Origin of the sequence: Pseudoalteromonas sp. MelDa3, assembly GCF_002863625.1 — a bacterium.
In the GTDB taxonomy this organism is placed as follows: Bacteria; Pseudomonadota; Gammaproteobacteria; order Enterobacterales; family Alteromonadaceae; genus Pseudoalteromonas; species Pseudoalteromonas arctica.
The window spans coordinates 1-26,142 of the sequence record NZ_PJBR01000070.1; the positions used below are offsets into that span (position 1 = coordinate 1).

General features: G+C 39.1%; 25 protein-coding genes. 8 read left to right on the forward strand and 17 right to left on the reverse strand.

Annotated elements, in window-relative coordinates:
• Positions 1–46: 46 nt before the first annotated feature.
• The 3 genes from rpmG to radC form a co-directional block, all read right to left on the reverse strand.
• Complete coding sequence (rpmG, locus tag CXF89_RS13240) at positions 47–202, reverse strand: 50S ribosomal protein L33 (RefSeq protein WP_004335545.1); 156 nt, start codon at positions 200–202, stop codon at positions 47–49.
• A gap of 11 nt (positions 203–213) precedes the next feature.
• Positions 214–450, reverse strand: a complete 237-nt coding sequence (gene rpmB, locus CXF89_RS13245; protein WP_004335549.1) for a 50S ribosomal protein L28 — start codon at positions 448–450, stop codon at positions 214–216.
• 274 nt (positions 451–724) lie between these two features.
• On the reverse strand, positions 725–1,399 hold the full coding sequence (gene radC / locus CXF89_RS13250) for a RadC family protein (RefSeq protein ID WP_007581936.1): 675 nt from the start codon (positions 1,397–1,399) through the stop codon (positions 725–727).
• A gap of 144 nt (positions 1,400–1,543) precedes the next feature.
• Here radC and coaBC point away from each other — a divergent pair, with 144 nt between their 5' ends.
• The 4 genes from coaBC (at position 1,544) to CXF89_RS13270 (ending at position 7,700) form a co-directional block, all read left to right on the forward strand.
• Positions 1,544–2,737, forward strand: a complete 1,194-nt coding sequence (gene coaBC, locus CXF89_RS13255; protein ID WP_007581934.1) for a bifunctional phosphopantothenoylcysteine decarboxylase/phosphopantothenate--cysteine ligase CoaBC — start codon at positions 1,544–1,546, stop codon at positions 2,735–2,737.
• 111 nt (positions 2,738–2,848) lie between these two features.
• A complete protein-coding gene (gene slmA / locus CXF89_RS13260) occupies positions 2,849–3,436 on the forward strand; it encodes a nucleoid occlusion factor SlmA (RefSeq protein ID WP_007581932.1) in 588 nt (195 codons plus the stop codon).
• Positions 3,437–3,576: 140 nt separating this feature from the next.
• Complete coding sequence (locus CXF89_RS13265; RefSeq protein WP_121954878.1) at positions 3,577–6,345, forward strand: S9 family peptidase; 2,769 nt, start codon at positions 3,577–3,579, stop codon at positions 6,343–6,345.
• Positions 6,346–6,596: 251 nt separating this feature from the next.
• Positions 6,597–7,700 (forward strand): GGDEF domain-containing protein, encoded by a 1,104-nt coding sequence (locus CXF89_RS13270; protein ID WP_121954879.1) that lies wholly within the window; start codon positions 6,597–6,599, stop codon positions 7,698–7,700.
• 2 nt (positions 7,701–7,702) lie between these two features.
• Here the strand turns inward: CXF89_RS13270 and CXF89_RS13275 are convergent, their stop codons facing one another.
• Entirely contained in the window at positions 7,703–8,887 is a 1,185-nt protein-coding gene (locus CXF89_RS13275) for a BaiN/RdsA family NAD(P)/FAD-dependent oxidoreductase (RefSeq protein WP_121954880.1), read from the reverse strand.
• A 328-nt stretch (positions 8,888–9,215) separates the two neighbouring features.
• Between CXF89_RS13275 and CXF89_RS13280 the strand changes: the two genes are divergently transcribed.
• Positions 9,216–11,342, forward strand: coding sequence for a S8 family peptidase (locus CXF89_RS13280; RefSeq protein WP_024590640.1), 2,127 nt, complete (start codon positions 9,216–9,218; stop codon positions 11,340–11,342).
• A gap of 104 nt (positions 11,343–11,446) precedes the next feature.
• Here CXF89_RS13280 and CXF89_RS13285 read toward each other — a convergent pair whose 3' ends face one another.
• From CXF89_RS13285 to rplU, 7 genes are all read right to left on the reverse strand, one after another.
• Positions 11,447–11,920 (reverse strand): peroxiredoxin, encoded by a 474-nt coding sequence (locus CXF89_RS13285; protein ID WP_007586078.1) that lies wholly within the window; start codon positions 11,918–11,920, stop codon positions 11,447–11,449.
• 188 nt (positions 11,921–12,108) lie between these two features.
• Complete coding sequence (gene galU / locus CXF89_RS13290) at positions 12,109–12,993, reverse strand: UTP--glucose-1-phosphate uridylyltransferase GalU (RefSeq protein WP_024590639.1); 885 nt, start codon at positions 12,991–12,993, stop codon at positions 12,109–12,111.
• Positions 12,994–13,285: 292 nt separating this feature from the next.
• Entirely contained in the window at positions 13,286–13,663 is a 378-nt protein-coding gene (locus tag CXF89_RS13295; RefSeq protein WP_007586082.1) for a DUF3718 domain-containing protein, read from the reverse strand.
• A gap of 78 nt (positions 13,664–13,741) precedes the next feature.
• Positions 13,742–14,233 (reverse strand): type 3 dihydrofolate reductase, encoded by a 492-nt coding sequence (gene folA, locus CXF89_RS13300; protein WP_024590638.1) that lies wholly within the window; start codon positions 14,231–14,233, stop codon positions 13,742–13,744.
• 73 nt (positions 14,234–14,306) lie between these two features.
• Positions 14,307–15,464 (reverse strand): Obg family GTPase CgtA, encoded by a 1,158-nt coding sequence (gene cgtA, locus CXF89_RS13305; RefSeq protein WP_007586086.1) that lies wholly within the window; start codon positions 15,462–15,464, stop codon positions 14,307–14,309.
• A gap of 140 nt (positions 15,465–15,604) precedes the next feature.
• Positions 15,605–15,862 (reverse strand): 50S ribosomal protein L27, encoded by a 258-nt coding sequence (gene rpmA / locus CXF89_RS13310; protein WP_002957747.1) that lies wholly within the window; start codon positions 15,860–15,862, stop codon positions 15,605–15,607.
• A 16-nt stretch (positions 15,863–15,878) separates the two neighbouring features.
• Positions 15,879–16,190, reverse strand: coding sequence for a 50S ribosomal protein L21 (gene rplU / locus CXF89_RS13315; RefSeq protein WP_002957748.1), 312 nt, complete (start codon positions 16,188–16,190; stop codon positions 15,879–15,881).
• 422 nt (positions 16,191–16,612) lie between these two features.
• Here rplU and ispB point away from each other — a divergent pair, with 422 nt between their 5' ends.
• Positions 16,613–17,584, forward strand: coding sequence for an octaprenyl diphosphate synthase (ispB, locus tag CXF89_RS13320; RefSeq protein ID WP_010553338.1), 972 nt, complete (start codon positions 16,613–16,615; stop codon positions 17,582–17,584).
• An 86-nt stretch (positions 17,585–17,670) separates the two neighbouring features.
• Here the strand turns inward: ispB and mdh are convergent, their stop codons facing one another.
• The gene (mdh, locus tag CXF89_RS13325) at positions 17,671–18,603 is read right to left on the reverse strand and encodes a malate dehydrogenase (RefSeq protein ID WP_007586102.1); all 933 of its coding nucleotides are present in this window, start codon (positions 18,601–18,603) and stop codon (positions 17,671–17,673) included.
• A gap of 225 nt (positions 18,604–18,828) precedes the next feature.
• Between mdh and argR the strand changes: the two genes are divergently transcribed.
• Positions 18,829–19,296 (forward strand): transcriptional regulator ArgR, encoded by a 468-nt coding sequence (gene argR / locus CXF89_RS13335; RefSeq protein ID WP_002957753.1) that lies wholly within the window; start codon positions 18,829–18,831, stop codon positions 19,294–19,296.
• Positions 19,297–19,303: 7 nt separating this feature from the next.
• Here the strand turns inward: argR and CXF89_RS13340 are convergent, their stop codons facing one another.
• Genes CXF89_RS13340 through CXF89_RS13355 form a run of 4 tightly spaced genes read right to left on the reverse strand, consistent with a single transcriptional unit; the run spans position 19,304 to position 23,937 of the window.
• Positions 19,304–20,203 carry a Dyp-type peroxidase gene (locus tag CXF89_RS13340; RefSeq protein ID WP_010553339.1) on the reverse strand — a complete coding sequence of 300 codons (900 nt, stop codon included), beginning with the start codon at positions 20,201–20,203 and terminating at the stop codon, positions 19,304–19,306.
• A 48-nt stretch (positions 20,204–20,251) separates the two neighbouring features.
• Positions 20,252–21,301, reverse strand: coding sequence for an ABC transporter ATP-binding protein (locus tag CXF89_RS13345; RefSeq protein WP_121954881.1), 1,050 nt, complete (start codon positions 21,299–21,301; stop codon positions 20,252–20,254).
• Positions 21,302–22,933, reverse strand: a complete 1,632-nt coding sequence (locus CXF89_RS13350) for an ABC transporter permease (protein ID WP_121954882.1) — start codon at positions 22,931–22,933, stop codon at positions 21,302–21,304.
• Entirely contained in the window at positions 22,933–23,937 is a 1,005-nt protein-coding gene (locus CXF89_RS13355) for a Fe(3+) ABC transporter substrate-binding protein (RefSeq protein ID WP_024590632.1), read from the reverse strand. The genes CXF89_RS13350 and CXF89_RS13355 overlap by 1 nt, the downstream gene beginning before the upstream one ends.
• Before the next feature lie 937 nt (positions 23,938–24,874).
• Here CXF89_RS13355 and CXF89_RS13360 point away from each other — a divergent pair.
• The gene (locus CXF89_RS13360; protein WP_024590631.1) at positions 24,875–25,390 is read left to right on the forward strand and encodes a hypothetical protein; all 516 of its coding nucleotides are present in this window, start codon (positions 24,875–24,877) and stop codon (positions 25,388–25,390) included.
• Between the two features lie 10 nt (positions 25,391–25,400).
• Here CXF89_RS13360 and CXF89_RS13365 read toward each other — a convergent pair whose 3' ends face one another.
• Positions 25,401–26,081, reverse strand: coding sequence for a tRNA-uridine aminocarboxypropyltransferase (locus tag CXF89_RS13365; protein WP_024590630.1), 681 nt, complete (start codon positions 26,079–26,081; stop codon positions 25,401–25,403).
• Between the last annotated feature and the right edge of the window lie 61 nt (positions 26,082–26,142).

Below are 26,142 nucleotides of genomic sequence, written 5' to 3' on the forward strand. Positions count from 1 at the left end.
AAAAACCCAGCCTAAGCTGGGTTTTTAAATTCTAAAAGAACTAAAATTACTTAATTTTAGCTTCTTTAAAAAGAACATGTTTACGAATCTTTGGATCAAACTTTTTGATTTCCATCTTCTCAGGCATGTTACGTTTGTTTTTGTCAGTAGTGTAGAAAAAACCAGTACCGGCAGTTGAAACTAAACGGATTTTATCGCGCATGATTCAGATCCTTAAACTTTAACGCCGCGAGCACGGATTTCTGTAAGAACCGTGTCGATGCCTTTTTTATCGATAATACGCATACCTTTAGTAGTAGTGCGTAATGTTACAAAACGTTTTTCACTTTCAACCCAAAAACGGTGTGTTTGTAGGTTAGGTAGGAAACGACGTCTAGTCGCGTTTCTCGCGTGTGAACGGTGATTACCAACCGCAGGACGCTTACCTGTAACTTGACATACTTTAGACATGTCTATATATCTCCAATAACTTCGCTCGAGCTTAATTTAATCTAAGGCCGTGTATTTCCGCCCTAGAGATAAATCGAAGGGCGCTCTTTATACAGCTTTTACAGGCAAAGATCAAACACTGATCTATCCAATCAGCTCATATATGTAAATTTGATAGCGGCTAATTATAAAGATCGAATGCCCTTAGGGAAAGTAAAAACTGCATTTAAATTAAACTAATTTGCCAAAACACGTTAAACAGCTCATTTTTAACACACTTCTGTATCTAAAAAAGCTAAATCAGGCCTCGCTCGGCAAACGAAACACACGTTTCTCCACCAACAATGATGTGATCGAGCACACTTATGTCGACCAATTGCAGTGCTTGCTGCAATTTATTAGTAATAAGTTTGTCTGCTTGGCTCGGTTCTGCAATACCACTTGGATGATTATGCGCAAAAATAACAGCGGCTGCATTATTTTTAAGCGCAGCCTTTACCACTTCACGCGGATAAACACTGGCAGAATTAATTGTGCCATAAAAAAGTATTTCATCTTTTACTAATCTATTTTGGCTATCTAGGTATAACACCATAAATACTTCTTGTTGCAAGCCTCGCATTTGAATTGTTAGGTAATCGTAAACTGAGTTTGGCGAATTAAACACGGCGTCTCGTTGGCAACGCTCCTGCATATAACGTTGGCTTAGCTCTAACACAGCTTGTAGCTGAACATACTTAGCGGTCCCTAACCCCTTTTGAGAGCAAAACTCCTCAATGCTGGCATTAAACAAATTATGAAGTGTTTTATTTTCGTTTAATAAATGCTGAGCCAACTCAATTACATTCATTCCCGGTAACCCTGTTCGTAAAAATATGGCAAGAAGCTCTGCGTCAGTCAGCGCCTTAGCCCCCTTTGCTATGAGCTTTTCACGAGGTCGAAGTGAGTTTGGTAGTGAAGTAAGTTGCATTATTCATCCTTGAGAGGCGAAAGTGTCTTATAAATGTAATGCAAATTTGAAATTTAGCCTGTTATTTCGAATTAAAAAACTTCGCTGTATGAGTAAAGATTTGTTATTTTAAGCCCAATATTTAATAAAAACTGATGAACATCCATGACTAACTTAACAAACAAAAAAATTGTACTAGGTATTACCGGCGGTATTGCAGCTTATAAATGTGCAGAACTCGTTAGGCGATTAAAAGACTCTGGTTGTGAAGTAAAAGTAGTTATGACTGAATCAGCTAAACACTTTATTACACCACTGACCATGCAAGCCGTTAGTGGAGAAACAGTCTCTGACTCATTACTAGACCCTTCTGCTGAAGCTTCAATGGGCCATATTGAATTTGCAAAATGGGCTGACTTAATTTTAGTTGCCCCAGCGACGTGTAATATTATTGCTAAAATGGCAGCCGGCATTGCTGACGACCTACTAACGACGTTACTGCTAGCAACGCCTGCAAAAGTCGCAGTTGCACCAGCTATGAACCAGCAAATGTATGCACACGCAGCAACACAAGCTAATTTAGCCACATTAAAAGCACGTAACGTACTTATTTGGGGCCCAGGTAAAGGTGAGCAAGCGTGTGGTGATATAGGCGCTGGACGCATGTTAGAGCCTCATGAGCTAGTTGCGCTATGTATAGCAAAAGAGCAACCGCAATTACTTGCAGGAAAAACAATTACAATAACAGCAGGCCCAACGCGTGAGCCTCTCGACCCAGTACGTTTTATATCAAATCACAGTTCAGGAAAAATGGGTTATGCACTGGCAGAAGCCGCTTTGCAACTCGGTGCTAAGGTTAATTTAATTTCGGGTCCGGTCACTATAAAAGCCCCTACTGGCGTAAACCTTATCAATATAGAAAGCGCTGAGGAGCTATTAACTGAGTCACTTACCTATGCACCACAATCAGATGCTTTTATAGGTTGCGCTGCTGTTGCGGATTATCGAGCTGCAAACATTGCGACTCAAAAAATGAAAAAGCAAGGCGACGAACTCACTCTTACTTTAACTAAAAACCCTGACGTAATTGCAGCTATTGCCAACCTTAAACAAAACCGTCCTTATACTGTGGGGTTTGCCGCCGAAACTCAAAATGTAGAAAGCTATGCTAAAGGTAAACTACAAAATAAAAATCTAGATATGATTTGCGCTAATGACGTATCAAAAAGTGGCTTAGGGTTTAATTCCGATCATAATGCTTTAACACTGTACTGGCATAACGAACAACTAGAATTACCAACTACAAGTAAAATAGAAATAGCTCGCAAGGTGATCGAACAGCTGGCTAAACATCTATAAAAAGGCTGGAAACAAACTGAATAAAACATTAACATACGCCAATCATTTGAACAAAAAATGACTAGGGTTCTTAACTGCGCCACTAAGAATAACTAATAAAAAGGAATGTTCATGCCTGCGACAAAAAGAAGTAATCGCAAAGAGCAAATACTGCAAGCACTCGCACAAATGTTAGAAACTAATTTAGGACAACGTATCACTACAGCAAAACTAGCTGCTGAGGTGGGTGTGTCTGAAGCCGCGCTATACCGTCATTTTCCGAGCAAGGCGCGTATGTTTGAGGGCTTAATTGAGTTTATTGAAGATACCCTTTTATCTCGTATAAATATTATTATTGAAAACGAAAAAGAAAGCCAAACGCGCATTTATAACATTCTATTATTACTTTTAACCTTTGCTGAAAAAAACCCAGGCATTACTCGTATTTTAACTGGCGATGCTCTGCAAGGTGAGCAGGAACGTTTACGCGAGCGGGTACAAAGCTTGTTTGAAAAACTAGAAACTCAGTTTAAACAAGTACTTCGTGAGCGTAAGTTACGTGAAGGTAAAAACTTTCAAAGTGATGAGCTTACACTTGCAAACTTTTTACTTGCCTACGTTGAAGGCAAAATGAATCAGTTTGTACGTAGCGACTTTAAAGCAAAGCCAAGTGTTCAATTTGAAAAACAATGGCTTGAGCTACAAAAAATTTGGCTGTAATGTTTGCTAAATTAATTAATTGAATACCAAAAAACGACCTACGGGTCGTTTTGTCGTATGTAGCTGCCATTTATCTGATCCGCTCGAATTATGAACCAAACTCGTTACAATGAAACAATGTCATAATACGAGAATCAATAATGAAAACAAAACTCACCTTATTAAGCACGGCACTCGTTGCCAGCTTAACTAGCACCGGCATACACGCCAAAGAATCGCTACAATTTAAAGACGTATTTAGTTTTAAATCAGCTAAAAGCACACAACTATCTGACAATGGTCAAGTACTCACTTTTAGTGCAACGCCGTATCGTGGAAATGCAACTGGTCAAGTTTACTCACTACAAAGCAATACACTCATCGCAGAAGTAGAACGCGGCACTAAGCCTCATATTAATAAAGCCGCTAACTGGGTCGCTTTTACACAAGTACCTACCTTACTTGAAAAAGAAACAACCAAAAAAAAAGACACACTTCAAAACAACCTGGTACTCGTAAACACACAATCAGGTGCCCAACAAAGCTTTGCAGATGTAAAAGATTACACGTTATCTGATGACGGTATGTGGCTTGCTTATCGTTTAAATAAAAAAGACGATGACGCAAAAGTAGAAGATAAAACCGATAGCACTAAAAACGAAGAAGACAACGCTATCACGCCCGATAAAAAAGATAAGAGCTATGCGCTTGTTATCGTAAATTTATCTGATAAACGCACCCATACAATAGAAAACGTATTTAGCTACGCTATTAACTCAGCTAACAGCCAGCTATTAGTGAGTCAAAGTTACAGCGATGGTAATAACAACCAAATAGCGCTAATTGAGCTAAGTAACTTTAATAGCAGCGTATTAATTGATGAACCGGGCGTAATCGCAAATAAAATAGCGTGGCACCCAACTGACAATATTGCAGTGTTTACATTAGGTAACTATGTAAATGATGACACGCGCCGTCGAAGCTACACTTTACAGCTATATAAAAACGATAAACTTTCAACAATAGCCTCACCTGATAAAACATGGGTTTTAGGTAAAACAGCCACCCTTAAATGGTCAAAAAATGGCGAACGCTTATATTTTGAAAACCATCCAAAATTAGCAGCTAAAGTAAAAGCCAAAGAATATACCGAAGAAGCCTCATTGTACGATTTTGACACCATACGCGAACATAAAGGTTTAGATGTATGGCACAACAACGATGCGCAAATAAAACCACGTGAAGAGCAGCAATGGAACAAAGTTAATAAAAATCGCCATTACAGTGCGGTGTATCACGTTAACTCGCAAAAAGTTGCGCAACTTAGTACACCAAACATGCCTGAGGTTGCACTAAACCCTGAGCGAGATGTGTCTTTACTTGGCTCATCTAACATCCCCTACCTAGAAAAAATAATGTACGGCGGTTTTTTTGCTGATTACTTTGCAGTAAATATAAATACCGGTAAACAAACTCCCATTATTAGTAACTACCCGTTTAGACCGAGCCTTGCACCTAATGGTGAGTTTGCAGCTTATTTTAGCGATAGCCAAATACAGTTAAAAGATTTAAAAAATAATAAAGTAACACCGCTTACAAAAGCGATTCAGGCAACCTTTGCTGATGATAAACACGACTACCCATCTACTCAACCTGGTTATGGTTTTGCTGGTTGGATGACCGACAGCAGCCAAGTGCTTGCTTATAGTAAATACGATATTTGGGCGTTTGATGTAAAAACGCAGCAAGCTAAACGCCTAACTAATGGTAAGCAAAGCAGTACGCAGTACCGTGTTATTAAGCTTGATAAAACCCAAGTAGGCTTTAAAAAAGGCGATACATTACTTGTCTCTGCTATTAACTTACAAACTAAACAAAGCGAAGTGGCAAAGCTCAACTTAACCACTAACACAATAACTAACGTGCTTAGCGGTAATAAACGCTTTGATGTAGTTAAAAAAGCCAAAAAGGCTGACAAGTACTTGTTCACCTCGCAAACTTATAGCCAATTTCCTGATTACTACCAAACAGATTTTAGCTTTAGCGCACCAAAACAAGTGACCACCCTAAACCCACAAATTAGTAATTTTGCATGGGGAGAAAAGCCAGAACTAATAAGCTATAAAGGCTTTGATGGCGAAGATTTACAAGGCGTACTAATAAAACCAGCGGGCTATAAAAAAGGCGATAAAGTACCTGTGGTTGTGTATTTTTATCGTTATATGAGTCAACGCATGTTTGATTTTCCAAAAATGGAATTAAACCATCGCCCTAATTTCCCTATGTTTACCTCAAACGGCTATGCGGTATTTTTACCTGATATTCGCTTTGAAATAGGTCACCCGGGTAAATCGTCAACGCAAACCATGATAAACGCCACCCAAAAATTAATAGATTTAGGCATAGCCGACCCAGATAAAATAGGCTTACAAGGTCACTCTTGGGCGGGCTATCAAAGTGCGTTTATGATAACCCAAACAGATATGTTTAAAGCGGTTGTATCGGGTGCGCCAGTATCAAACATGACCAGTGCTTACAGTGGCATACGTTTAAAATCGGGCCTTGCTCGTCAATTTCAATACGAAACAGGGCAAAGCCGTATTGGCAAAAACTTATTTGAAGCACCAGAGCTTTATATAGAAAACTCACCAGTATTTTTTGCAGACAAAGTTAATACGCCTATTTTAATCATGTCTGGCGACAAAGACGATGCAGTGCCTTGGCATGAAAGTGTGCAGTATTACTTAGCACTACGCCGTGCAGGAAAAGATGCTACATTTTTACAATACGAAGGTGAACCACACCACTTGAAAAAGTTTCCTAATCAGGTCGATTTTTCAGTACGTATGATGCAGTACTTTGATCATTACTTAAAAGGCAAACCAGCTGCAAAGTGGATGACACAAGGCGAGGCATTTATAGAGGAATAGATATAACATTTATTCAGAGCTCTACGTAAGCGATAACGGCGAGCTCTGCGTCAATTAAATCAAGGCGAGGCATATTACATTTAAGTAATCAGTCACTACCTAGTCCTTCATACCTTTGAAAAATGCTGTAATGCTCTTTAAACTTTTATAAACACCACCGTATATAAGCGTTTTAATCAAAGTAAAAAACTATAATAAAAGCCTAATATAAGTAATAATCACTAAATTCAGAGGTTAAAGAGTCGTTCATTATGCTAGGTTTTTGGTACAAAGAGTTTCCACAATACCCAAAAGACCATAAGGATTTTTGGCGTACTCGCTTAATAGCCCACTCTTTACTAATAACCACATGTTACTTTTTAGTTTTAACACTCCTCAATCTTTTTTATTTTGAAAGCTATGACATTGCTTTAATTGATGCCTTAGGACTTACGATATCGTTAGGTATTTATACTTGGTTTAATAAAACAGCCAACGTAAATGCAGCAGCGTGGGCTGTTACCCTTATGGTCGTTAGCTTAATAATGATGTTTGTGATTTCAGTTGGTGGCCATGCCCACTCTTTATTTTGGGCCACGCTTATTCCGCCATTCACATTTTTTTTAGTTGGCAGAAATTGGGGGAGTATATTTAGTGCAGTCGCTTTTGCTATTTGTGCGTATCTTGTGTACTTACAACAACAGCAAACTGTAACAATTGGCTTAGGCTCTTTATTTAATCTTATTGAAGTAGGTCTTGCTCATATTTTGATTTTTAGATTTTACGAAAAAACACGGTTTTCGGCATACACCCGACTATCTATCCGTAACCTAGAAATTCAACACTTAGCAGAAACCGATAAGTTAACTGGGCTTTATAACAGGCAAAAGTTTGATTTTGAATTATCACAGTTAATTGCTAAAAACGACGTTTTTAAAACCCCGCATTGCTTACTTATTTGCGATATAGACCACTTCAAGAATATAAACGATACCTACGGGCATTTAGTTGGCGATAACGTACTCACTGAATTTTCTAAAATATTAAAAATGCGTATGGGAAATGATGCACTTATTGCGCGATGGGGCGGAGAAGAATTCACGATTATTTTATCGAACACCTCTTTAAATGATAGCGCTAAAAAAGCTGATGACCTGAGAAAATATATTGCCGAAAACACCATTACAAATATAGCATTTACTATAAGTATTGGGTTAGCAACGATACAAAAAGACGATACAGTGCTAAAACTATTGGAGCGGGCTGATACAGCGCTATATAAGGCTAAAAATAATGGACGCAATAAAGTATGTGTTAGCGATAACGATTCAACCGTTATCGCTCAATCAACTTACTTAAATGGGTCTATAGCCTAAACTTAAGCGTACTGCCCACAAGCAAATCCACAGCTCCAAGCATACTGGAAATTGTAGCCCCCTAACCAACCCGTTACATCGGTTACTTCACCTATAAAATATAAGCCTTTAGCTTTTTTAGCTTCAAAGGTTTTTGAGCTCAACTCGTCGGTATCTACACCGCCCAATGTTACTTCTGCTGTTCTATAACCTTCTGTGCCATTGGGTTTAATTTGCCACGCATGAATGTAATTAACTAACTCATCTATTTGGGCATGTGTAAGCTGATTAATATTACAATCTGGTATCGCTTTGCTTTCATGCAGTATTTCTATAAAGCGTTTAGGTAAAATAGTCGAAAGGCTGTTTTTTAACGACTTTTGGGCTTGTGTTTCACGCCAATCAGCAAGTTGTTGCCTTAAATCAAGTTCAGGTAATAGGTTTATAGTGACAGCCTGCCCTGCTCGCCAAAATGAGCTTATTTGCAATATTGCAGGGCCCGATAACCCTCGGTGAGTAAAGAGGATATTTTCTTTAAATACGGTGCCGTCTTCGCTTGAAACTTCACATGGAATACTAATTCCCGAAAGCCCTTCAAAACGCTCTTTATCATGCTGATGCAAAGTAAACGGCACAAGTGCAGCCATAGTTGGTAACACGCTTAAGCCAAACTGCCCTGCAATTTTATAACCTATTGGTGTAGCCCCTAGTTTTGGCATGGTTAAGCCACCCGATGCAATAACTAACGACTCACAGCTTAAGGTTTCTTGCTCTGTGGTAACGCTATAGCCGGTTTCGGTTTTTGATACGCTGATCACTTCACTGCGTAGCTTTATATTTACTCCGGCCCACTCACATTCGGTTAGTAAAATATCAACAATGTCTTGTGCATTGTTATCGCAAAAAAGCTGGCCTAGTGTTTTATGGTGATACGCCAAGCCATGTCTGTCCACCAGCTCAATAAAGTCATGCTGTGTATAACGACTTAAGCATGATTTAACAAAATGAGAGTTTGTGCATAAGTAGTTATCCGGGGTTGCATTTTCATTTGTAAAATTGCAACGCCCACCACCACTTATTAAAATTTTACGACCTGGTTTTTTTCCCATATCAAGTACTGTAACGCTTCGGCCACGGTATCCAGCTTGCGCTGCACACATTAATCCTGCAGCTCCCGCACCTATTACAATTACATCTACTTGGGTCATTTATTTATCTCATTAAAAAATTTGCTCGATTATAGCAAAGTTTAATAGCTAACAACGCAGCATTTGAATTATTAGTAATAACACAACAAAAACACATCAGTAATAAGTGGGGAATAATTACTCGCACAATAAAACAACCCTTTATGCTTATTTTTAATTTATATGACAAATACTAAACAACGAATAAACCGCTAAAAACCTGGGTTATAACTAAATGAAAGAGGTACATAATAAATTGATATTTTAACCTAATTAACAGATCGTTTACTTTTGTTCCCGCATCGTGATCTTATATCACGAAATAATAAATAAAAATCTAGGGATAATTATGACAACTAGTAAAACTTTTAAAAGATGCGCAATTGCAATTACAGTTAGTACGCTTTTTGCAGCAACATCTGGCATGGCTCAATCAGTTTCAAGTTCAATGGCTGAAACATCTGCTAAACTACAAAGCCAAGGCAGTTTCGAAACTCAGTTCATTATTAAATATAAAAATAATAACGAAATGGCGAGCCTCTCAACTGCAGACGCAAGCCCGTCTAGCATGAAAAAGCGCGCACAAAGCTTTGTTAAAAACTTCGCTTCTAAAAAAGGCAAAGTAAAAGCAAAATACATTCGTGCAATGGCACTTAATAACCATCACGTAATGCGTGCTGATAAAAAATTAAGTACAGCAGAAGCGCAAGAATTTATGCAAGAAATGGTTGATTCAGGCAATGTGGAATACATTGAAGTGGATCAAATGTTAAAGCCGTTTTCAACTCCTAACGACCCTCGCTTTGATGACCAATGGCATTACTACGAGCAAGCCGGTGGTTTAAACTTACCGACGGCATGGGATACCGCAACGGGTAGCGGTGTAGTTGTAGCCGTACTAGATACAGGTTACCGCCCACATGCCGATTTAAATGCTAACATTTTACCGGGTTACGATATGATCTCTAACCTATCGGTAGCTAACGATGGCGGTGGTCGCGATAGCGATGCACGTGATCCTGGTGATGCAGTTGCTGCGAATGAATGTGGTACTAACGGTGCACAAAACTCTAGCTGGCACGGCACGCACGTAGCCGGCACAGTTGCTGCGGTAACCAATAACGGCGAAGGCGTTGCAGGCGTAGCTTATAACGCAAAAGTAGTGCCTGTTCGTGTACTTGGTAAATGTGGTGGTTTAACCTCAGATATTGCAGATGGTATTATTTGGGCATCTGGTGGAAGTGTTTCAGGCATTCCTGCCAACTCAAACCCTGCAGATGTAATAAACATGAGTTTAGGCGGCAGCGGTTCATGTAGCTCTACAACTCAAAATGCAATTAACACAGCACGCAGTAACGGCACTGTGGTAGTTATTGCTGCAGGTAACGATAACGATAACTCGGCAAACTACAACCCAGGTAACTGTAATGGTGTAGTAAACGTAGCATCAGTAGGTCGTAATGGCGGTCGAGCTTATTACTCAAACTACGGTAGCAATATTGATGTTGCAGCACCGGGTGGCGCGCAAAGTTTTGCAAACGACTCTGAAGGTGTTCTATCAACTTACAATTCAGGTTCGTCTACACCTTCAAGCGACAGCTACGGTTATTCGCAAGGTACATCAATGGCTGCGCCTCACGTAGCAGGTGTTGCGGCACTTATTAAGCAAGCAAAACCAGATGCAACGCCTGACGAAATAGAAAGTATTTTAAAATCAACAACCCGTTCGTTCCCTGCTACATGTACTAGCTGTGGTACGGGTATTGTTGATGCAGCCGCAGCTGTTGCAGCAGCAAGTGGCGGCACTACTCCGCCTACAGGCGGTGATAGCGAGCTTATTAATGGTGAAGCTAAAACAGGTTTAAGTGGGGCTGCAAATGCACAAGCGTTTTACACTATGACCGTACCAAGCGGTGCAACTAACGTAACATTCACTATGAGTGGTGGTACTGGTGATGCTGATTTATACGTACGTGCGGGCAGTAAACCTACAACTACTACCTATGACTGTCGCCCTTATAAAGGCGGTAATAGCGAAGAGTGTTCTATTGATAACCCTACTGCGGGAACTTACCACGTAATGCTTAACGGCTACTCTGCGTATTCAGCTGTGAGCTTGGTAGGTAATATTACTGGTGGTTCATCGTCTGGTGGCGGTACAGGCACTCCACAAGCTGGCGGAGGCACTATAAGCGATGTGACAGCCAATACTGGTCAGTGGAAACATTACACGTTAGATGTACCTGCAGGAATGAGTACGTTTACAGTAACAACGTCGGGTGGAAGTGGCGATGCAGACTTATTTGTAAAATATGGCAGCCAACCAACAACCACTACGTACGATTGTCGCCCTTATAAAAATGGCAACGCAGAAACATGTACATTTACCAATCCACAAGCAGGTACTTGGCACTTAAGTGTTAACGCCTATAGCACTTTCTCTGGTTTAACACTTAGCGGACAATACCAACCGTAATTTAAAATTTGAGCCGTAAATAAAAAACCGATGTTGTTTCCAACATCGGTTTTTAAATAGTAAGTAGCTGATTAATTAAAGCTAAAACCTACACTTTATTACTGTTATAGCTTCTCTAGTACTGATTCTGCGCGGCTTACAACAAACTCTTTGTCTTGCTCTACAAATAAACCAGTTACTACTGCATTTTCAACAATCATAGCGTAACGCGTTGAACGTAAACCACCAAAACTAGCGGTATCTTTATCAAGCCCTAACGATTTAGTGAAACTTCCATCGCCATCAGCAAGCATTGTAATTTCTTGCGCGTTTTGCGAGTCGCCCCATGCTTTCATAACAAATGCGTCATTAACAGATACACAGTAAATAGCATCCACACCTTTTGCTTTAATTTTATCAGCAAGAGTAATAAATTCAGGTAAATGTGCATTTGAACACGTTGGTGTAAATGCACCTGGCACTGCAAATAACACGACTTTTTTACCTTCAAACAACTCTTTATTTGTAAGAGATTGCATACCGTCGTCAGTTAATTGCGTTAACGTAACCGATGGTAATTCTTGGCCTTGCTCAATCATGGTGGTTCCTTTAAAAGATCAATACAGAATAAGTAACAATCATACTACGTAAACTATTACAGTGTAGGTAAAGTGTAACTAACTTAGTAACCCAGAGTAGTCTAGCAAAGGTTTATAGACCGAGTTCACTACATTTTATGAAAACTATTTTAGCTTCTATAGTTTTCATAAAATTTATTGCTCTGTAGCTAAGGTAAATTCAAATCATTTATAAAACTTGAAAAATCATTACCTAGCTTTTCATCTCGTATACTGTACTCAACAATTGCTTTTAAGTAGCCTAACTTATCTCCACAATCGTGAGAGCGACCACTCATATGAAATGCTTCAACGGTTTCTTGTGCCATTAATGCGTCAATAGAATCTGTAAGTTGTATTTCACCGCCAGCGCCTACAGACGTTTTTGCGAGTAGAGGCCAAATATTCTTACTCAGTACATATCGCCCTACAACAGCAAGATTTGAAGGTGCTAAATCTGCATCAGGTTTTTCAACCATAGCTTTAATTGCAGCACTTTTACCTGGCATTAACTCAACACCGTTTATATCAGCAATACCATATTTACTAACGTCTTCTTTAGCTACTGGCTCAAGCATTATTTGGCTTGCTTGAGTTTCTTTAAAGCGTTTAATCATGGCCGCTAAGTTTTCAGTTTCTTGATCGGCAGTATAAGCATCAAGTATCACATCTGGCAGGAGCACTACAAAGTTATCGTCACCAACTATTGGCTTAGCACACAAAATAGCATGCCCTAGCCCTTTAGCTTCACCTTGGCGTACACTCATAATGGTGACATCAGGCGGACAAATAGAGCGAATCTCATCTAATAAAGCACGTTTAACACGTTTTTCAAGAGTAGCTTCTAGCTCGTAACTTGTATCAAAATGGTTTTCGATTGCATTTTTAGAGCTGTGTGTAACTAATACAATATCTTTAATACCGGCAGATACACATTCGCTGACAATATATTGAATTAGAGGTTTATCAACTATAGGGAGCATTTCTTTTGGAATAGCTTTTGTCATAGGGAGCATTCTCGTCCCTAAGCCTGCTACTGGAATTACAGCTTTCATATCTATCCTTAGTGATTAAGTTTGTAAATAAACTAGCAGATATAAAATAGATACCAGCTGAATAAAGTTACCTCTTTTGAAGAAGTAAATTTGAAGCTGCTTTTAAAGTGAAGACTCTACACTTTGGGAATATAAAATAGATAGGTAAATAGTGAACTTATTAATGATTTTGTTGGGGGTGAGATTACATTAGCTAAATAAAAAAGTCTGAAGTTGTTATTAATAACAACTTCAGACTAATCAATATTTAACAATACCTTACTGAAGGTAGAGTTATAAAACCTTTTTATAATTAAAGACCAGCGCGATCTTTAATCACTGCAATAAGTGGTGAGCTAGCAAAGTTGCCTTCAGCCCAAGCAATATCAGCACCATCTGTTAGAGCACTTTTTGATAAGTTTTTAACTATATACTCACCAGTATCCACTGCATTACTAGCAACAGCATGGCGTAATAAGTTATTACCATTACATTGTACTGCATCATAAATATTACGAATTTTTACACGAGAGCTTTTAAGCTTGCTGCGTAATCGGTTTTTATCGTCTGCCGCAATATATTCACAAATAGATACTGCTAATTGATCTTCAGCATTTGCAGGTGCTGTATACGAAAAAGAACTTACAGCGACAACAGCAGTAAGTGCAACTAGCTTTGGTAATTTAAACATGACAAACCCTTTATAATACTTTGTTCTTATATAGACTATCAAATATTATATCAATCTATCAAAAATTACGCAATAATGTTAATGTTCTTTATACAAAGTTACGAATTTATAACTAGATTTGTTTTTTTCATCAGGGAGGTTTTCTTGCTCTTCTTTCACGTCCCAATTAGCAACTTTATTGTAATCAGGAAACTGTGTATCGCCTTTAATATCTAAATCAATAAAGGTTAAATACAAGCGTTCTGCTTTTGGTAAAAATTGCTCATAAATATTACCGCCACCAATAATCATTACTTCTTCAACAGCACAAACCAGTTCTAGTGCGGCCTCTGGTGTGGTTACCACTTCAATACCCTGTGCAGTATATTCGCTGTTTCGAGTAATAATAATATTACGACGCCCAGGTAAAGGACGGCCTATTGACTCAAAAGTTTTACGACCCATGATCACAGGTTTACCCGTAGTTATTTTTTTAAAATGCTGAAGATCCGCAGGTAAATGCCATGGCATTTTATTATCTAGGCCAATTACACGGTTATTTGCCATTGCTGCAATCATTGAAATTATCATAATAAACACCTAGTACTTTATTCTTAAACAAAGAAAAAGGAGCATAAGCTCCTTTTTAATAAATTCTATTTAATTAACGCTCGTAGACAACTTCTACGTCGTAATCATCTTCATCCCAGTCGTCCCAATCATCATCATTGCCTTTACCTTTAGTGGCTTTTTCATGATAGGTATCCCACTTGAATTCAACTTCTTCATCTTCAACTTGTACAAACTTCTCTTTAGGCATGCTATCAAGTAGTGTCATTATGTTGTGGATTAAAGGTTGAGTATTAAGTTTATTAATTGCTGAAATGTGATAAATATTTTCAGTTTCGCCCAGCTCTTCTGCAATCGCTTCGCATAGCGCTTTTGCTTCATCTTCTGGTAATAAATCTATTTTATTAAACACTAACCAGCGTGGTTTTTCAGCTAATTTAGGACTGTATTGGTGTAGCTCGTTAATAATCGAGAATGCATTATCAACAGGGTTTGAACCATCTACCGGCATTACATCAATAATGTGCAATAACACACGACAACGCTCTAAATGCTTCAAGAAGCGAATACCTAGGCCTGCACCATCAGATGCACCTTCAATTAGACCCGGAATATCGGCTATAACAAATGATTTATTTGCTTCAGGACGTACCACACCTAAATTAGGAATAAGCGTCGTGAATGGGTAATCAGCTACTTTTGGTCTTGCTGCAGATACACTGCGGATAAACGTAGATTTACCTGCATTTGGTAATCCTAGTAAGCCTACATCAGCTAATAATAGTAACTCTAACTTTAAGTTACGTACTTCACCGGGTGTGCCCAATGTTTTTTGACGAGGTGCTCGGTTAGTACTTGATTTAAAACGTGCATTCCCCAAGCCGTGGAAACCACCTTTTGCAACCAAAATTCGTTGACCATCTTGAGTTAAGTCACCAAGTCCCTCTTGGGTATCAACATCCATGATGCGCGTGCCTACAGGCACCATAACAAATAAGTCATCGGCTTTTCGGCCTGTACAGTTACGGCTACGACCGTTAGTACCACGTTCAGCTCTATGAAAGCGCTCAAACTGATAATCAATTAGGGTATTTAAGTTTTCATCAGCTTGTAGATAAACACTACCACCGTCTCCACCGTCACCGCCGTCTGGTCCACCATCTGGAACATATTTTTCACGACGGAAAGACACGATGCCGCTGCCACCGTCTCCAGCTTCTGCGCGAATTTCTACTTCATCTACAAACTTCATGATTACTCACTTTAGGGATTGGCTTGTTTAATAACTCTATTATATACCCAAGCCAACACAAATGCAGGCTTGGGTATATATTTTGACTGACTACAAAACAAAAAACCCCGCAAAGGCGGGGTTTTTAACTACCTTACTGATTACTCAGTTACGATAGTTACGTATTTACGGTTTAAAGGACCTTTTTGTTCAAACTGAACTTTACCATCTGCTTTTGCGAAGATAGTGTGGTCTTTACCGATACCTACGTTAGTACCAGGGTGGAAACGAGTTCCACGCTGACGAACAATGATGCTACCCGCTAGAACTGATTCGCCACCAAAACGCTTAACACCTAGGCGTTTGCTTTCTGAATCGCGACCGTTACGAGTACTACCAGCTGCTTTTTTATGTGCCATTTCTAAGTACCTCTAATTAAGCGCTAATGCTAGTGATTTTAACTTCAGTGAACCATTGACGATGGCCCATTTGCTTACGAGAATGCTTACGGCGTCTAAATTTAACAACCTTAATCTTCTCACCGCGACCATGTGAAACAACCTCAGCTGTTATCTTGCCACCGTTTACGAACGGTACACCGATCTCGATTTTCTCACCATCAGCAACTAAAAGTACTGAATCAAATTCTACTGCCGCACCAGTTTCAACGTCTAATTTTTCAAGACGAATCGTTTGACCTTCAGTCACACGATGCTGTTTACCACCACTTTGGAAAACCGCGTACATAATTAACTCCGTCTGTGCACCCTCAAATCGGCGCAACTAAAATATTCTTCGATAGGGCGCGAAGTTTACGCTAACGCGAAATAACTAGCAAGCCTATTTTGTAATTAAAATGAATAAAAAGTAGCTGCTTTGAGAGCAATTCAATATTTACCCCATTTTATATTAATTAGCCCTTTTGCCAAGCGCTTTTTAACTCTTAGTCGAAATAAATTAATGTACTCAAATATGACCCTCACAGCTTAATATCTAAGCACACCACAAACTGTATATTGATTATCAATTAATCAGTTATCTTGGCTAATTCAGTCTAAATTAAGTACTTTAATAGTGTTTTTTCAATCAATCGTCACAAAATATCGAGCTAGTGCATTTTTTGTTGTACAATCTGCGCCGTTCACACATAAAAATTGGCTCGGAGATCAATGGATATAAAAGCTATCCAGGCGTTAATCGAAAGCGATATGAATGACGTCAATCAACTTATACATGCGCAAATGCGCTCAGATGTGGCGTTAGTTAATCAGCTTGGTTTATATATAGTTAGCAGTGGCGGCAAACGCGTTCGTCCAATGCTGGCGATTTTAGCAGCCAAAGCGCTCGGTTATCAGGGTAAAGATCACATAACACTTGCAACAATTGTTGAGTTTATTCATACAGCAACGCTATTGCATGATGATGTTGTAGATGAATCAAACTTACGACGTGGCACACCTACAGCAAATGCTGAATTTGGTAATGCTGCTAGCGTATTGGTTGGTGACTTTATTTACACTCGTTCATTTCAGCTTATGGTTGGCCTTGGAAAAATGCAGGTTATGCAAGTACTTGCCGATGCAACAAACATTATTGCTGAAGGTGAAGTATTGCAGTTAATGAACTGCAACGACCCAGATACAACAGAAGCCAGTTATATGCAGGTTATTTACTCTAAAACAGCTAAGTTGTTTGAAGCAGCGACAGGGCTTGCTGCCATTATTACTGAGCAAGACCAAACTACTCTCGATGCACTAAACCTATATGGTATGCATTTAGGTACTGCGTTTCAGCTAGTAGATGATGTACTCGATTACAATGCAGATGCTGAGCAGTTGGGTAAAAACATTGGTGATGATTTAGCTGAAGGCAAACCAACGCTTCCACTTATTTATGCTATGCAACATGGTAGCGAGCAGCAAACGCAGCTTATTCGTGATGCAATAGAGCACAGTAATGGTATGGAGCATTTAGAAGAAATTTTATCGGCACTAAAGCAAACTAATGCGCTTGAATTTACAATGCAAAAAGCAGAGCTTGAAGCTGACAAAGCTATTGCCTGTTTAGACTTTTTAGCTGAGTCTGACTATAAGCAAGCACTCATAAGCCTTGCCCGTATTGCGGTTGACCGCGACCACTAGTTTTAACCAGTTACACAGTGTGAAATTAATTCTGAGCAATAAAAAAGCCTGCAAATGCAGGCTTTTTTGTTATTCTACTTTGGCTATTACGCCATGAAATCAACACCTTCTTTGATGTCTTTTTTCAGTGTTTCAAGCATGTCATTTTTTGCTTTTGTTTCAAATGCGCTTAGTTCGCCGTAAGAAAGAATTTCTTCTACGCCGTTTTTACCTAAACGTACTGGATGTGCAAAGTACTCTGCATCGCCATTTTCAACAGCAACGTAAGCGTAATCTACAACTTCCTCACCTTGTAGGCCTTTAACTAAAGACATACAAAAACGAGCTGCAGCAGCACCCATAGATAGCGTAGCTGAACCACCGCCTGCTTTAGCATTTACAACTTCAGTACCCGCATTTTGGATACGTGGAGTAAGTGCAGCAACTTCTTCATCTGTGAAAGAAACACCTTCAACTTGAGAAAGTAGAGGAAGAATAGTTGTGCCTGAGTGACCACCAATTACTGGTACTTTAACAGTTGCTACGTCTACGCCTTTAAGTTCAGCAACAAATGCTTCTGAACGAATAACGTCAAGCGTAGTAATACCGAATACACGTTTAGCGTCGTAAGTACCTGCTTTTTTGAATACTTCAGCAACGATTGGAACTGTGCCATTTACTGGGTTAGTAATAATACCTACTAACGCTTTAGGACAGCTAGCAACAATGCCTTCTGCTAAAGTTTTGATGATACCAGCATTTACATTAAATAAATCAGCACGATCCATACCTGGTTTACGTGGCATACCCGCTGGGATAAGAACGATGTCAGAGCCTTCAAGCGCTTTGTTTAATTCGTCTGCGCCAAAGCCTGCTACTTTAACATCTGTTGGGATGTGAGAAAGGTCAACCGCAACACCTGGTACTACTGGTGCAACATCATAAAGTGATAATTCAGAGCCAGCTGGTAAGCCTGTTTTTAATAATAAAGACAACGCTTGGCCGATACCGCCTGCAGCACCTAATACAGCAACTTTCATTGGAATTCTCCGTAATTTGAGGTAGGAAACATTTGTGGCTCTTAAGATAATGAAATTAGCGACTAAAAACAAATTTATCCTGTCTATTTCAAGTATATTTTCGACCATAGTCGTAAACTTTTGTGATTTAACGCATCAAACTGGCAAGTTAACTAAACAACTGCTGCATAATTATTCATTTTTGTGTAGAATTTGCGGCATAAATAACAAAAACGAATAAAGACTATGCAACCACAAGATAAACAAGAAGCACTGGTAAAAGCATTTAAATCACTATTAAAAGAAGAAAATTTTGGCTCTCAAGGCGAAATAGTTGATGCATTAAAAGATCAAGGCTTTGACAATATAAGCCAAAGTAAAGTATCGCGCATGCTAAGTAAATTTGGTGCTGTACGCACACGTAACGCCAAACAAGAAATGGTTTACTGCTTACCTGCTGAAATGGGTGTACCTACGGCTAAAAGTCCATTACGCCAATTAGTAATCGACATTATGCACAACGAAATGATGATCATTATTCGTACCAGTCCAGGCGCCGCTCAGCTTATCGCTCGTTTATTAGATTCATTAGGTAAAGCAGATGGCGTACTAGGAACAATTGCAGGCGACGATACTATTTTTATCGCTCCTGCTAAAATATCTGAAATAGATGTAACACTTGAACGTGTTCGCATTTTATTTGATACGGTTTAATAGCAAACTAAATTTGTTTTAAAAACCCGACTGAAGGCGCAAAGAAAGCAGAACCCATATCGGCTTGAGTAAAATCAAGCCAGTGGTCGTAACAATCCCCTTCCCCTAAACGACTATTAAGTACTTTTTCAAATGCGGTGCCCGTACAAGCGCATGTAATTGATAACATTCCCTGCTCATACACATCGCCATAAGGCATGCTCTGATTTAATAATAGCGGTTGTCCGTCTTCGTCTTTTAGCTCACTTCGCGAAGCATGGCTGGTTTCAATCGCAGGGGTAATTAGCGTGTTATCAAGGCGCGTACGTCCCATTATTTGTTCTTGCTCGCTCAATGATAAGTGCTGCCACATAGTTAAATCATGCTTATAACGCTGTACATGAATATAACTCCCCTGATCTTCAAAATTGCCAGGGTTACTAATTAAAGCCGTAGCGCGCTTTTTTCTTCCATGTGCGGTGTCGCCACCATAAATAAAACCATTAAAATCACGACCATCTAAAAAGCGAAAATTACGAATTTGCTCCACCAGCTCAACATCGGGGGCAAATAGTTTTAAAATTTGCAGCGCAAATAAATGGTTAACGTCTTCACGGTCAGAGCGAATTTGCACAAATAAATCGCACGGTTGTACGCTCATTTGATGATCGCTATGGTTTATATTAGGAAAGCTCTGTAATTCGCTTGGGATGTATTCAGGGAGGATATGCGGCCAATATTGCGCACCAATAGCAACCATACAAGAGAGCATTGATTCTGAAAATTGATCGCTAAATTCTTCTTCAATAGCGCTTACTTGTTTTAACTTTGCGCGAAGTGATTCATCTTGACCATCAAACACATTAAAAAATAAGTGCAAACCGTGTAAGTTTGCTTCAGCACAAATCCCTGATTGCGCTTGCGCCATTGTTATTCCTTAGTTTTATAGATAAAAACACAGCGAATAACAAATTAATTACGATTCGAAAAAATTCACCGTGTGAGGTTTTATTTTTATTATAACCTGCTCATTATTTTCAAATGACTGGCCATATTGTGCAGCAACTTCAATTTCTTGTTCATCAATAACAAGTGAATAAACATACGCCGAACCAATAAAGCGACGACTTATGATTGTAGCTCGCTTGCTGAGTTTGTCACTTTGGTTATCTGCCACTAATTCTATTTGATGAGGGCGCACATATATAAGCCCTACGCTTACGTTTTGCTTACTCTCAACATAGGACTCGACTAAACCAAATGGTGTTTTGTATTCAGTTGCTGTTAATACTTCTGCGCTCAAGTATATGCCTTGACCCAGAAACTCTGCAACCTCCTTTGAACATGGAGCTGCAAAAAGCTGCTCAGGCGTGCCTTGTTGCTCAATTTTACCGCGATGCATAATGGCAAGTGTATCTGAAAAGGCAAACGCCTCTTCTTTTGAATGTGTAACAAACACAGCAGATACTTGAGTTGCCTTAATAATTCGACGTATATCAGCAATTAATTCAAAGCGTACTTGTGTGTCGATATTTGAAAAGGGCTCATCAAGTAGCAATAAACTAGGCTTATAAGCTAATGCACGAGCAATAGCTACACGCTGCTGTTGGCCACCCGATAACTGATGCGGGAACCTGTCGGCACAGCCAATTAAATGTACCAGCTTAAGCATTTCATCAACGCGTTGCTGCTTTTGAGCTTTACTCATTTTACTAAGCCCAAATGCGATATTATTTGCCACCGTTAAATGCGGAAACAACGCATAGTCTTGAAACATCATGCCGATGTTACGGTGCTCAGGCGAGACAAACGATTGCTCATCACTCACTAATTTACCGTCTATAAAAATAGACCCTTGCTTAGCTTCAATTAAACCTGCAATCGCTTTTAACGTGGTCGTTTTGCCACACCCACTCGCTCCGAGTAGACAAACAATTTCATCTTTACCCACCGTTAAATCTAAATTGTGGATAACCTTTGTGCCGTTATAGTGATAGCTCACGCCTTGTAAAATTAAACTACTCATTTAACTACGCTGCTCCATAGAACGATTAATAAAATACAAAGGAATAAACCCAACAATAACAATAAATAATGCCGATATTGAAGCAAGCTCTAACTGCTCGTCACTCACATACTGAAATACATGAGTAGCTAAGCTTTCAAAATTAAACGGTCTGAGCAATAGCGCAGCTGGCAGTTCTTTCATGCACTCAATAAATACCAATAACGCAGCAGTAAGCAATCCTCTTCGCAGTAAAGGTAGGTGCACTAAACGCAGTGTTTGTCCTTGGCTTTTACCCATTGATTGGCTTGCCATATCAAGTGATGGGCTAATACGTAAAAAACTCGACTCAATTGCTCCGTGTGCAATGGCGTAAAACCTAACAATATAAGCAATAATAATAGTAAGAATGCTACCTGTAAGCAGCAAGCCAATATCTAAATTATACGGCTCGAGCGCTGTGTTAATGGTGTTCTCTAATAACGTAAGCGGTAATAAAACCGCAATAGCGAGTACTGTGCCAGGCAGCGCATAGCCTGTGCTTGCTAAACGCCCAGGAATAAGCGGATACGTTTGCTTTGCCACACGCTGATAAAAAACCACAAAAACACTCAACGTAATCGTTATTAGGCTCACAACCCCTGCCACTTTTAAACTTTGCCAAGCGTAACTAAAAAACTCTACATTCCATGCTTTATCAAAGTAGGTAATAGCGTAATTTATAAGTACTGCAATAGGAATTACAAACGCGATAAGTAAAATAAAGCTGCAAAATGCCGTTGAGAGCCAAGCTGACTTTCCTTTTAATACATAGAGAGATTCGCTATTTACACTTGATTGGCGCTCAAATACCGCTTGGTTACGACGACTAAAGCGCTCCGCCATTAATGCTAAAAATAACAGTAATAACATCACACCCGATATTTTAGCTGCCGCTGTAAGTGAGTAATAACCAAACCACGTATCGTATACGGCAGTCGTTAATGTACTTACGGCAAAATAACTCACTGTTGCAAAGTCAGCCATGGTTTCCATACTTATAAGCGCAAGAGCCGCCACAATAGCCCCACGAGAGAGCACCAAGCTTACTTTAAAAAAGCTTTGCCAAGGAGATAACCCCATTAACTGGCTAGCTTGCACTAATTTGAATGACTGCTCGCGAAGAGCCGTTTTAAAAATCAAAAATAAATACGGATAAAGTACCAAGGCAATCATAACGATGGCGCCGGGTAATGTACGTATATCAAAAAACCAATAGTCATTAGGCGATTGCCAGCCAAACCATTCTCTCAGCGCTATTTGCACCGGGCCCGCATAATCTAATAAATCAGTGTATACATAGGCAATAATATAGGTGGGCATAGCAAGGGGCAGCATAAGTGCCCATTCAAACTGTTTTTTACCCGGGAAACTACAGTAAGCCGTTAGCCATCCAAGTGGCAAAGCTATGGCGCAGCTAAGGACGCAAACACCTAAAACAAGCAATACGGTATTGGTTATGTAATCCCAAAGCACGGTATCCCACAGGTGAGAAAACACCTCAGAGCTACCTTGTAGAGATTCAAAAAGAAGAAAAAACAACGGGGCCGATAGAATTAAGCCAGTCGACCACGCAAAGAGCTGCCATTTAGACAGCTTAAATTTATTAGTCATTAAAGATCGAACTTCACCTCATCAATTAGCTTAAGCGCTAACGGACGATATTTACTAATCTCATCAAGTGGCAAGCTGTCTTCTTTAAAACTCCCCCAAGACGCAACCAAACTTGATAGTTCAACACCCGACTTAACTGGATACTCCATATTTAATGAGGCATACATGTTTTGTGCTTTGCTGTCGGTCATATATTCTATGAGCTTTAATGCATTTTCAGGGTTTTTAGCATATTTGGTAATAACCGCACCCGAAACATTTATGTGTGAGCCACGATTAGTTTGATTCGGAAAGTTAATATTTACGGCCTCAGCCCAACCTTTTTGTTCTTTATCTTCTAGCATTTTACCAAGGTAGTAACTATTACCTAATGCCAAGTTACATAAACCTTCTTTAACGGCTTTAACTTGAGCACGATCGTTACCTTGAGGTTTACGTGCTAAATTAGCCTTAACACCTTCAAGCCACTCTTTGGTTTGCGCTTCACCATGGTGTGCAATCATAGAAGCCACTAAACCTAAGTTATATGGATGTTTGCCAGAACGCGTACAAATTTGTCCTTTGTATTTAGGATCTGCTAAATCTTCATAAGTGAGCTTAGGTAACGCACCAATTCGCTCTTTTGATGAATACACATTACGCACTCGCTTAGTAAGCGCGACCCATTGGCCATCACCGTCACGAAAAGCTGCAGGCACGTTATTATTTACACTGTCACTTTTTATAGTTTGTGTTAATTTTAAATCTTCTAATTGAATAAGCGCACTAAAATTAGAGGTTAATACTAAATCGGCTTTACTATGTTTACCTTCACGTTTAACACGCTCAATTAACCCTTTTTTAGCAAAAACAACATTGGTTTTTATTCCCGTTTGTTTTGTAAAATCTTCTAAAATTGGCTGAATCAAAAACGGCTGACGAAAAGAATAGATATTAACAACGTCACTTGCAAAGGCTGGTGCCGATGCTGCTAATCCTAAAACAAGTGTAAATACTGTCTTCATTATTTCACCTAAATAATTGTTATTATCATCGAATTCTACCGCGCTCATTCAAAAAGTGCACACTTTAAATAAATGTAAATATGTAAATAACGCCCAAAAAGGAAATGCAGTGTAAGAGATGTCTCACGGATGTGACAGCTAATGAGTAATAATCAAGATAAAAAACACACAAAAACAACCTAAGCACCTGTATTAATTGAGCTTTCACATTATTACTATTGCGTAAATACTAATTGAATGTAGTTTTATCCCTATTTTAGTTGCTCTATTGCACTATAATTTACGCATCAACCAAGCAATGACGCTTATTGAGTAAAAGGAAATGGACTGCTTACTCAACCAACCAATGATTAGGTTACCAGGACAACACGGATTTTAGGACAGGCTCAGGATGAGTATCACAACGCAATGTTGTAAAAAGGACAGCGTCAGGAAGATGCGAAAAGGATAACAACACGGCTAAGTTGTTTAACAGGATGTTTAAGGAATAAATGGACAGGCCTTTAAGGCAACACAATGGATTGGTTAAAATAGGGATACACTAGGAAGTGTAATTAAGGATTTGGTAATAGTATTTACCCTACAGGATGTTTAGGAATTTAAGGATACAGGCCCGGATGGTCTACATTACATAGAACTAAAAAGTAATATAGTAATAAACATGGATTAGTAAAAATTGGAGTTGATTAAGTTCAATTGCAGGATGCAGAAAATTAGAAGATTCCGCAAGCGCGCCTAGAGATAGAGCGCGCTTTTCTTTGCCTAAAATTTGGGTTTAGTAAAGCTCTAAGCAACTACCACTAACTTTTGCAGGGTAATACTGCATCCCAGTTAATCAATATTAATACCTTCAAATACTTTATTAATATTTTAAATTTCGCTAAGTTTTTCATTAATTGCGCCGATAACTAAGTAACGCAAGGATCATAAATACTCAATGGATATGAATTTTAAAACGCCGCAAAGCAATACCTTTTTATGTAAAGTATCAGACGCAAGTACAGCAAAACCAATTGGTGTTTTTAGTGCCCAAACTCCCAACGAAAATCCGTATAAAGCTTTATTTAGCCCCAAAGGTTATAACTTTTTAAATATGCCAATGAGTGAGTTTAAAAACATACTTAACGTAATTATCCAGTTAGAAAGCGATATTTCTATTAGTAAATGGGGTGAGGGTTCTCGACCTGATGAATTTAGTTATCAGCTTAATAGAATAGCAAACGCTATTGCGACTACTCACTTTAAGGGAAAAACCGATATTAGCTGTTACTTTTTAAAGCGAGTCGAAGAGGCTAAGGATATGATTGGTGAGGACTGCACCTCGTTTATTCAGGCTCACAATAGCGTAAGCCAATTATATAATACGGTTTTACAATTAACATCTGAAGAAGGCTTCAGAGCAATTCAAAATAAAGCACTTGCTCACTTGAAAGAGCAGCAAGCTTTCGCTTAACTGCGTAAAACTATTCTTCTAGCGGTCGGCCTTTATTGCGCTTACCAAGCAAATACGCATCACGAAACTTAATAAAATGCTGTTCTAATTTAGAAGATGCATCCATTTCTCCCGCAAGCGCTAGCACCATAATAGCCACTTCAGCAGTGCCTAGTTGATGCGCATGAGGGGCAACACGTAATCGGTAATCAGATAGTTTATCAGCAGTAACAGAAAGTACAGGCAAGTTATCTAAGTATGGGCTTTTGCGAATCATTTTTTTAGCTTCACGCCAGGTACCATCTAAAAATATAAATAGCGGTTTTTTACCCTCTTCAATACTTATTTCGGTAATGGCCCTGCCCTCTTCTACATCTTCAGCAGGGAATACTACCATTGGCTGATATTGTGAATCGCTTATCAAAGCTAAAAGAGCGGGATTAGGGTCTGTTCTGTCCCACCTAAAGGCGTGGTTATCTGGCACTATTTCAGCAATTAAGCGCCCAGTATTAGAAGGTTTAAAACTTTCATTGTGATACATTAATAAGCACACAGCTGCTTTACAATCTGCATGCTCAACACCTTTACAAATACAGTAGTGCTTAGCTATTAAGCATTGCTCACAGCGATCTAATTTACCGCCTCGAGCATTAAACTCTCGACGGGATTCACTTATTTGTTGAGCGCGTAATGCTAAAACTGAGTTTTTCACTGTATTTACCTTCAATTAATTAAGCGCGCATTGTAACGACTTATCGCTATTTAATCTTATA

What these genes read in the sequence shown, in the direction of transcription:
- rpmG (WP_004335545.1), bottom strand. Translation starts at nt 202, where the DNA reads ATGCGCGATAAAATCCGTTTAGTTTCAACTGCCGGTACTGGTTTTTTC.
- rpmB (WP_004335549.1), bottom strand. Translation starts at nt 450, where the DNA reads ATGTCTAAAGTATGTCAAGTTACAGGTAAGCGTCCTGCGGTTGGTAAT.
- radC (WP_007581936.1), bottom strand. Translation starts at nt 1,399, where the DNA reads ATGCAACTTACTTCACTACCAAACTCACTTCGACCTCGTGAAAAGCTC.
- coaBC (WP_007581934.1), top strand. Translation starts at nt 1,544, where the DNA reads ATGACTAACTTAACAAACAAAAAAATTGTACTAGGTATTACCGGCGGT.
- slmA (WP_007581932.1), top strand. Translation starts at nt 2,849, where the DNA reads ATGCCTGCGACAAAAAGAAGTAATCGCAAAGAGCAAATACTGCAAGCA.
- CXF89_RS13265 (WP_121954878.1), top strand. Translation starts at nt 3,577, where the DNA reads ATGAAAACAAAACTCACCTTATTAAGCACGGCACTCGTTGCCAGCTTA.
- CXF89_RS13270 (WP_121954879.1), top strand. Translation starts at nt 6,597, where the DNA reads ATGCTAGGTTTTTGGTACAAAGAGTTTCCACAATACCCAAAAGACCAT.
- CXF89_RS13275 (WP_121954880.1), bottom strand. Translation starts at nt 8,887, where the DNA reads ATGACCCAAGTAGATGTAATTGTAATAGGTGCGGGAGCTGCAGGATTA.
- CXF89_RS13280 (WP_024590640.1), top strand. Translation starts at nt 9,216, where the DNA reads ATGACAACTAGTAAAACTTTTAAAAGATGCGCAATTGCAATTACAGTT.
- CXF89_RS13285 (WP_007586078.1), bottom strand. Translation starts at nt 11,920, where the DNA reads ATGATTGAGCAAGGCCAAGAATTACCATCGGTTACGTTAACGCAATTA.
- galU (WP_024590639.1), bottom strand. Translation starts at nt 12,993, where the DNA reads ATGAAAGCTGTAATTCCAGTAGCAGGCTTAGGGACGAGAATGCTCCCT.
- CXF89_RS13295 (WP_007586082.1), bottom strand. Translation starts at nt 13,663, where the DNA reads ATGTTTAAATTACCAAAGCTAGTTGCACTTACTGCTGTTGTCGCTGTA.
- folA (WP_024590638.1), bottom strand. Translation starts at nt 14,233, where the DNA reads ATGATAATTTCAATGATTGCAGCAATGGCAAATAACCGTGTAATTGGC.
- cgtA (WP_007586086.1), bottom strand. Translation starts at nt 15,464, where the DNA reads ATGAAGTTTGTAGATGAAGTAGAAATTCGCGCAGAAGCTGGAGACGGT.
- rpmA (WP_002957747.1), bottom strand. Translation starts at nt 15,862, where the DNA reads ATGGCACATAAAAAAGCAGCTGGTAGTACTCGTAACGGTCGCGATTCA.
- rplU (WP_002957748.1), bottom strand. Translation starts at nt 16,190, where the DNA reads ATGTACGCGGTTTTCCAAAGTGGTGGTAAACAGCATCGTGTGACTGAA.
- ispB (WP_010553338.1), top strand. Translation starts at nt 16,613, where the DNA reads ATGGATATAAAAGCTATCCAGGCGTTAATCGAAAGCGATATGAATGAC.
- mdh (WP_007586102.1), bottom strand. Translation starts at nt 18,603, where the DNA reads ATGAAAGTTGCTGTATTAGGTGCTGCAGGCGGTATCGGCCAAGCGTTG.
- argR (WP_002957753.1), top strand. Translation starts at nt 18,829, where the DNA reads ATGCAACCACAAGATAAACAAGAAGCACTGGTAAAAGCATTTAAATCA.
- CXF89_RS13340 (WP_010553339.1), bottom strand. Translation starts at nt 20,203, where the DNA reads ATGGCGCAAGCGCAATCAGGGATTTGTGCTGAAGCAAACTTACACGGT.
- CXF89_RS13345 (WP_121954881.1), bottom strand. Translation starts at nt 21,301, where the DNA reads ATGAGTAGTTTAATTTTACAAGGCGTGAGCTATCACTATAACGGCACA.
- CXF89_RS13350 (WP_121954882.1), bottom strand. Translation starts at nt 22,933, where the DNA reads ATGACTAATAAATTTAAGCTGTCTAAATGGCAGCTCTTTGCGTGGTCG.
- CXF89_RS13355 (WP_024590632.1), bottom strand. Translation starts at nt 23,937, where the DNA reads ATGAAGACAGTATTTACACTTGTTTTAGGATTAGCAGCATCGGCACCA.
- CXF89_RS13360 (WP_024590631.1), top strand. Translation starts at nt 24,875, where the DNA reads ATGGATATGAATTTTAAAACGCCGCAAAGCAATACCTTTTTATGTAAA.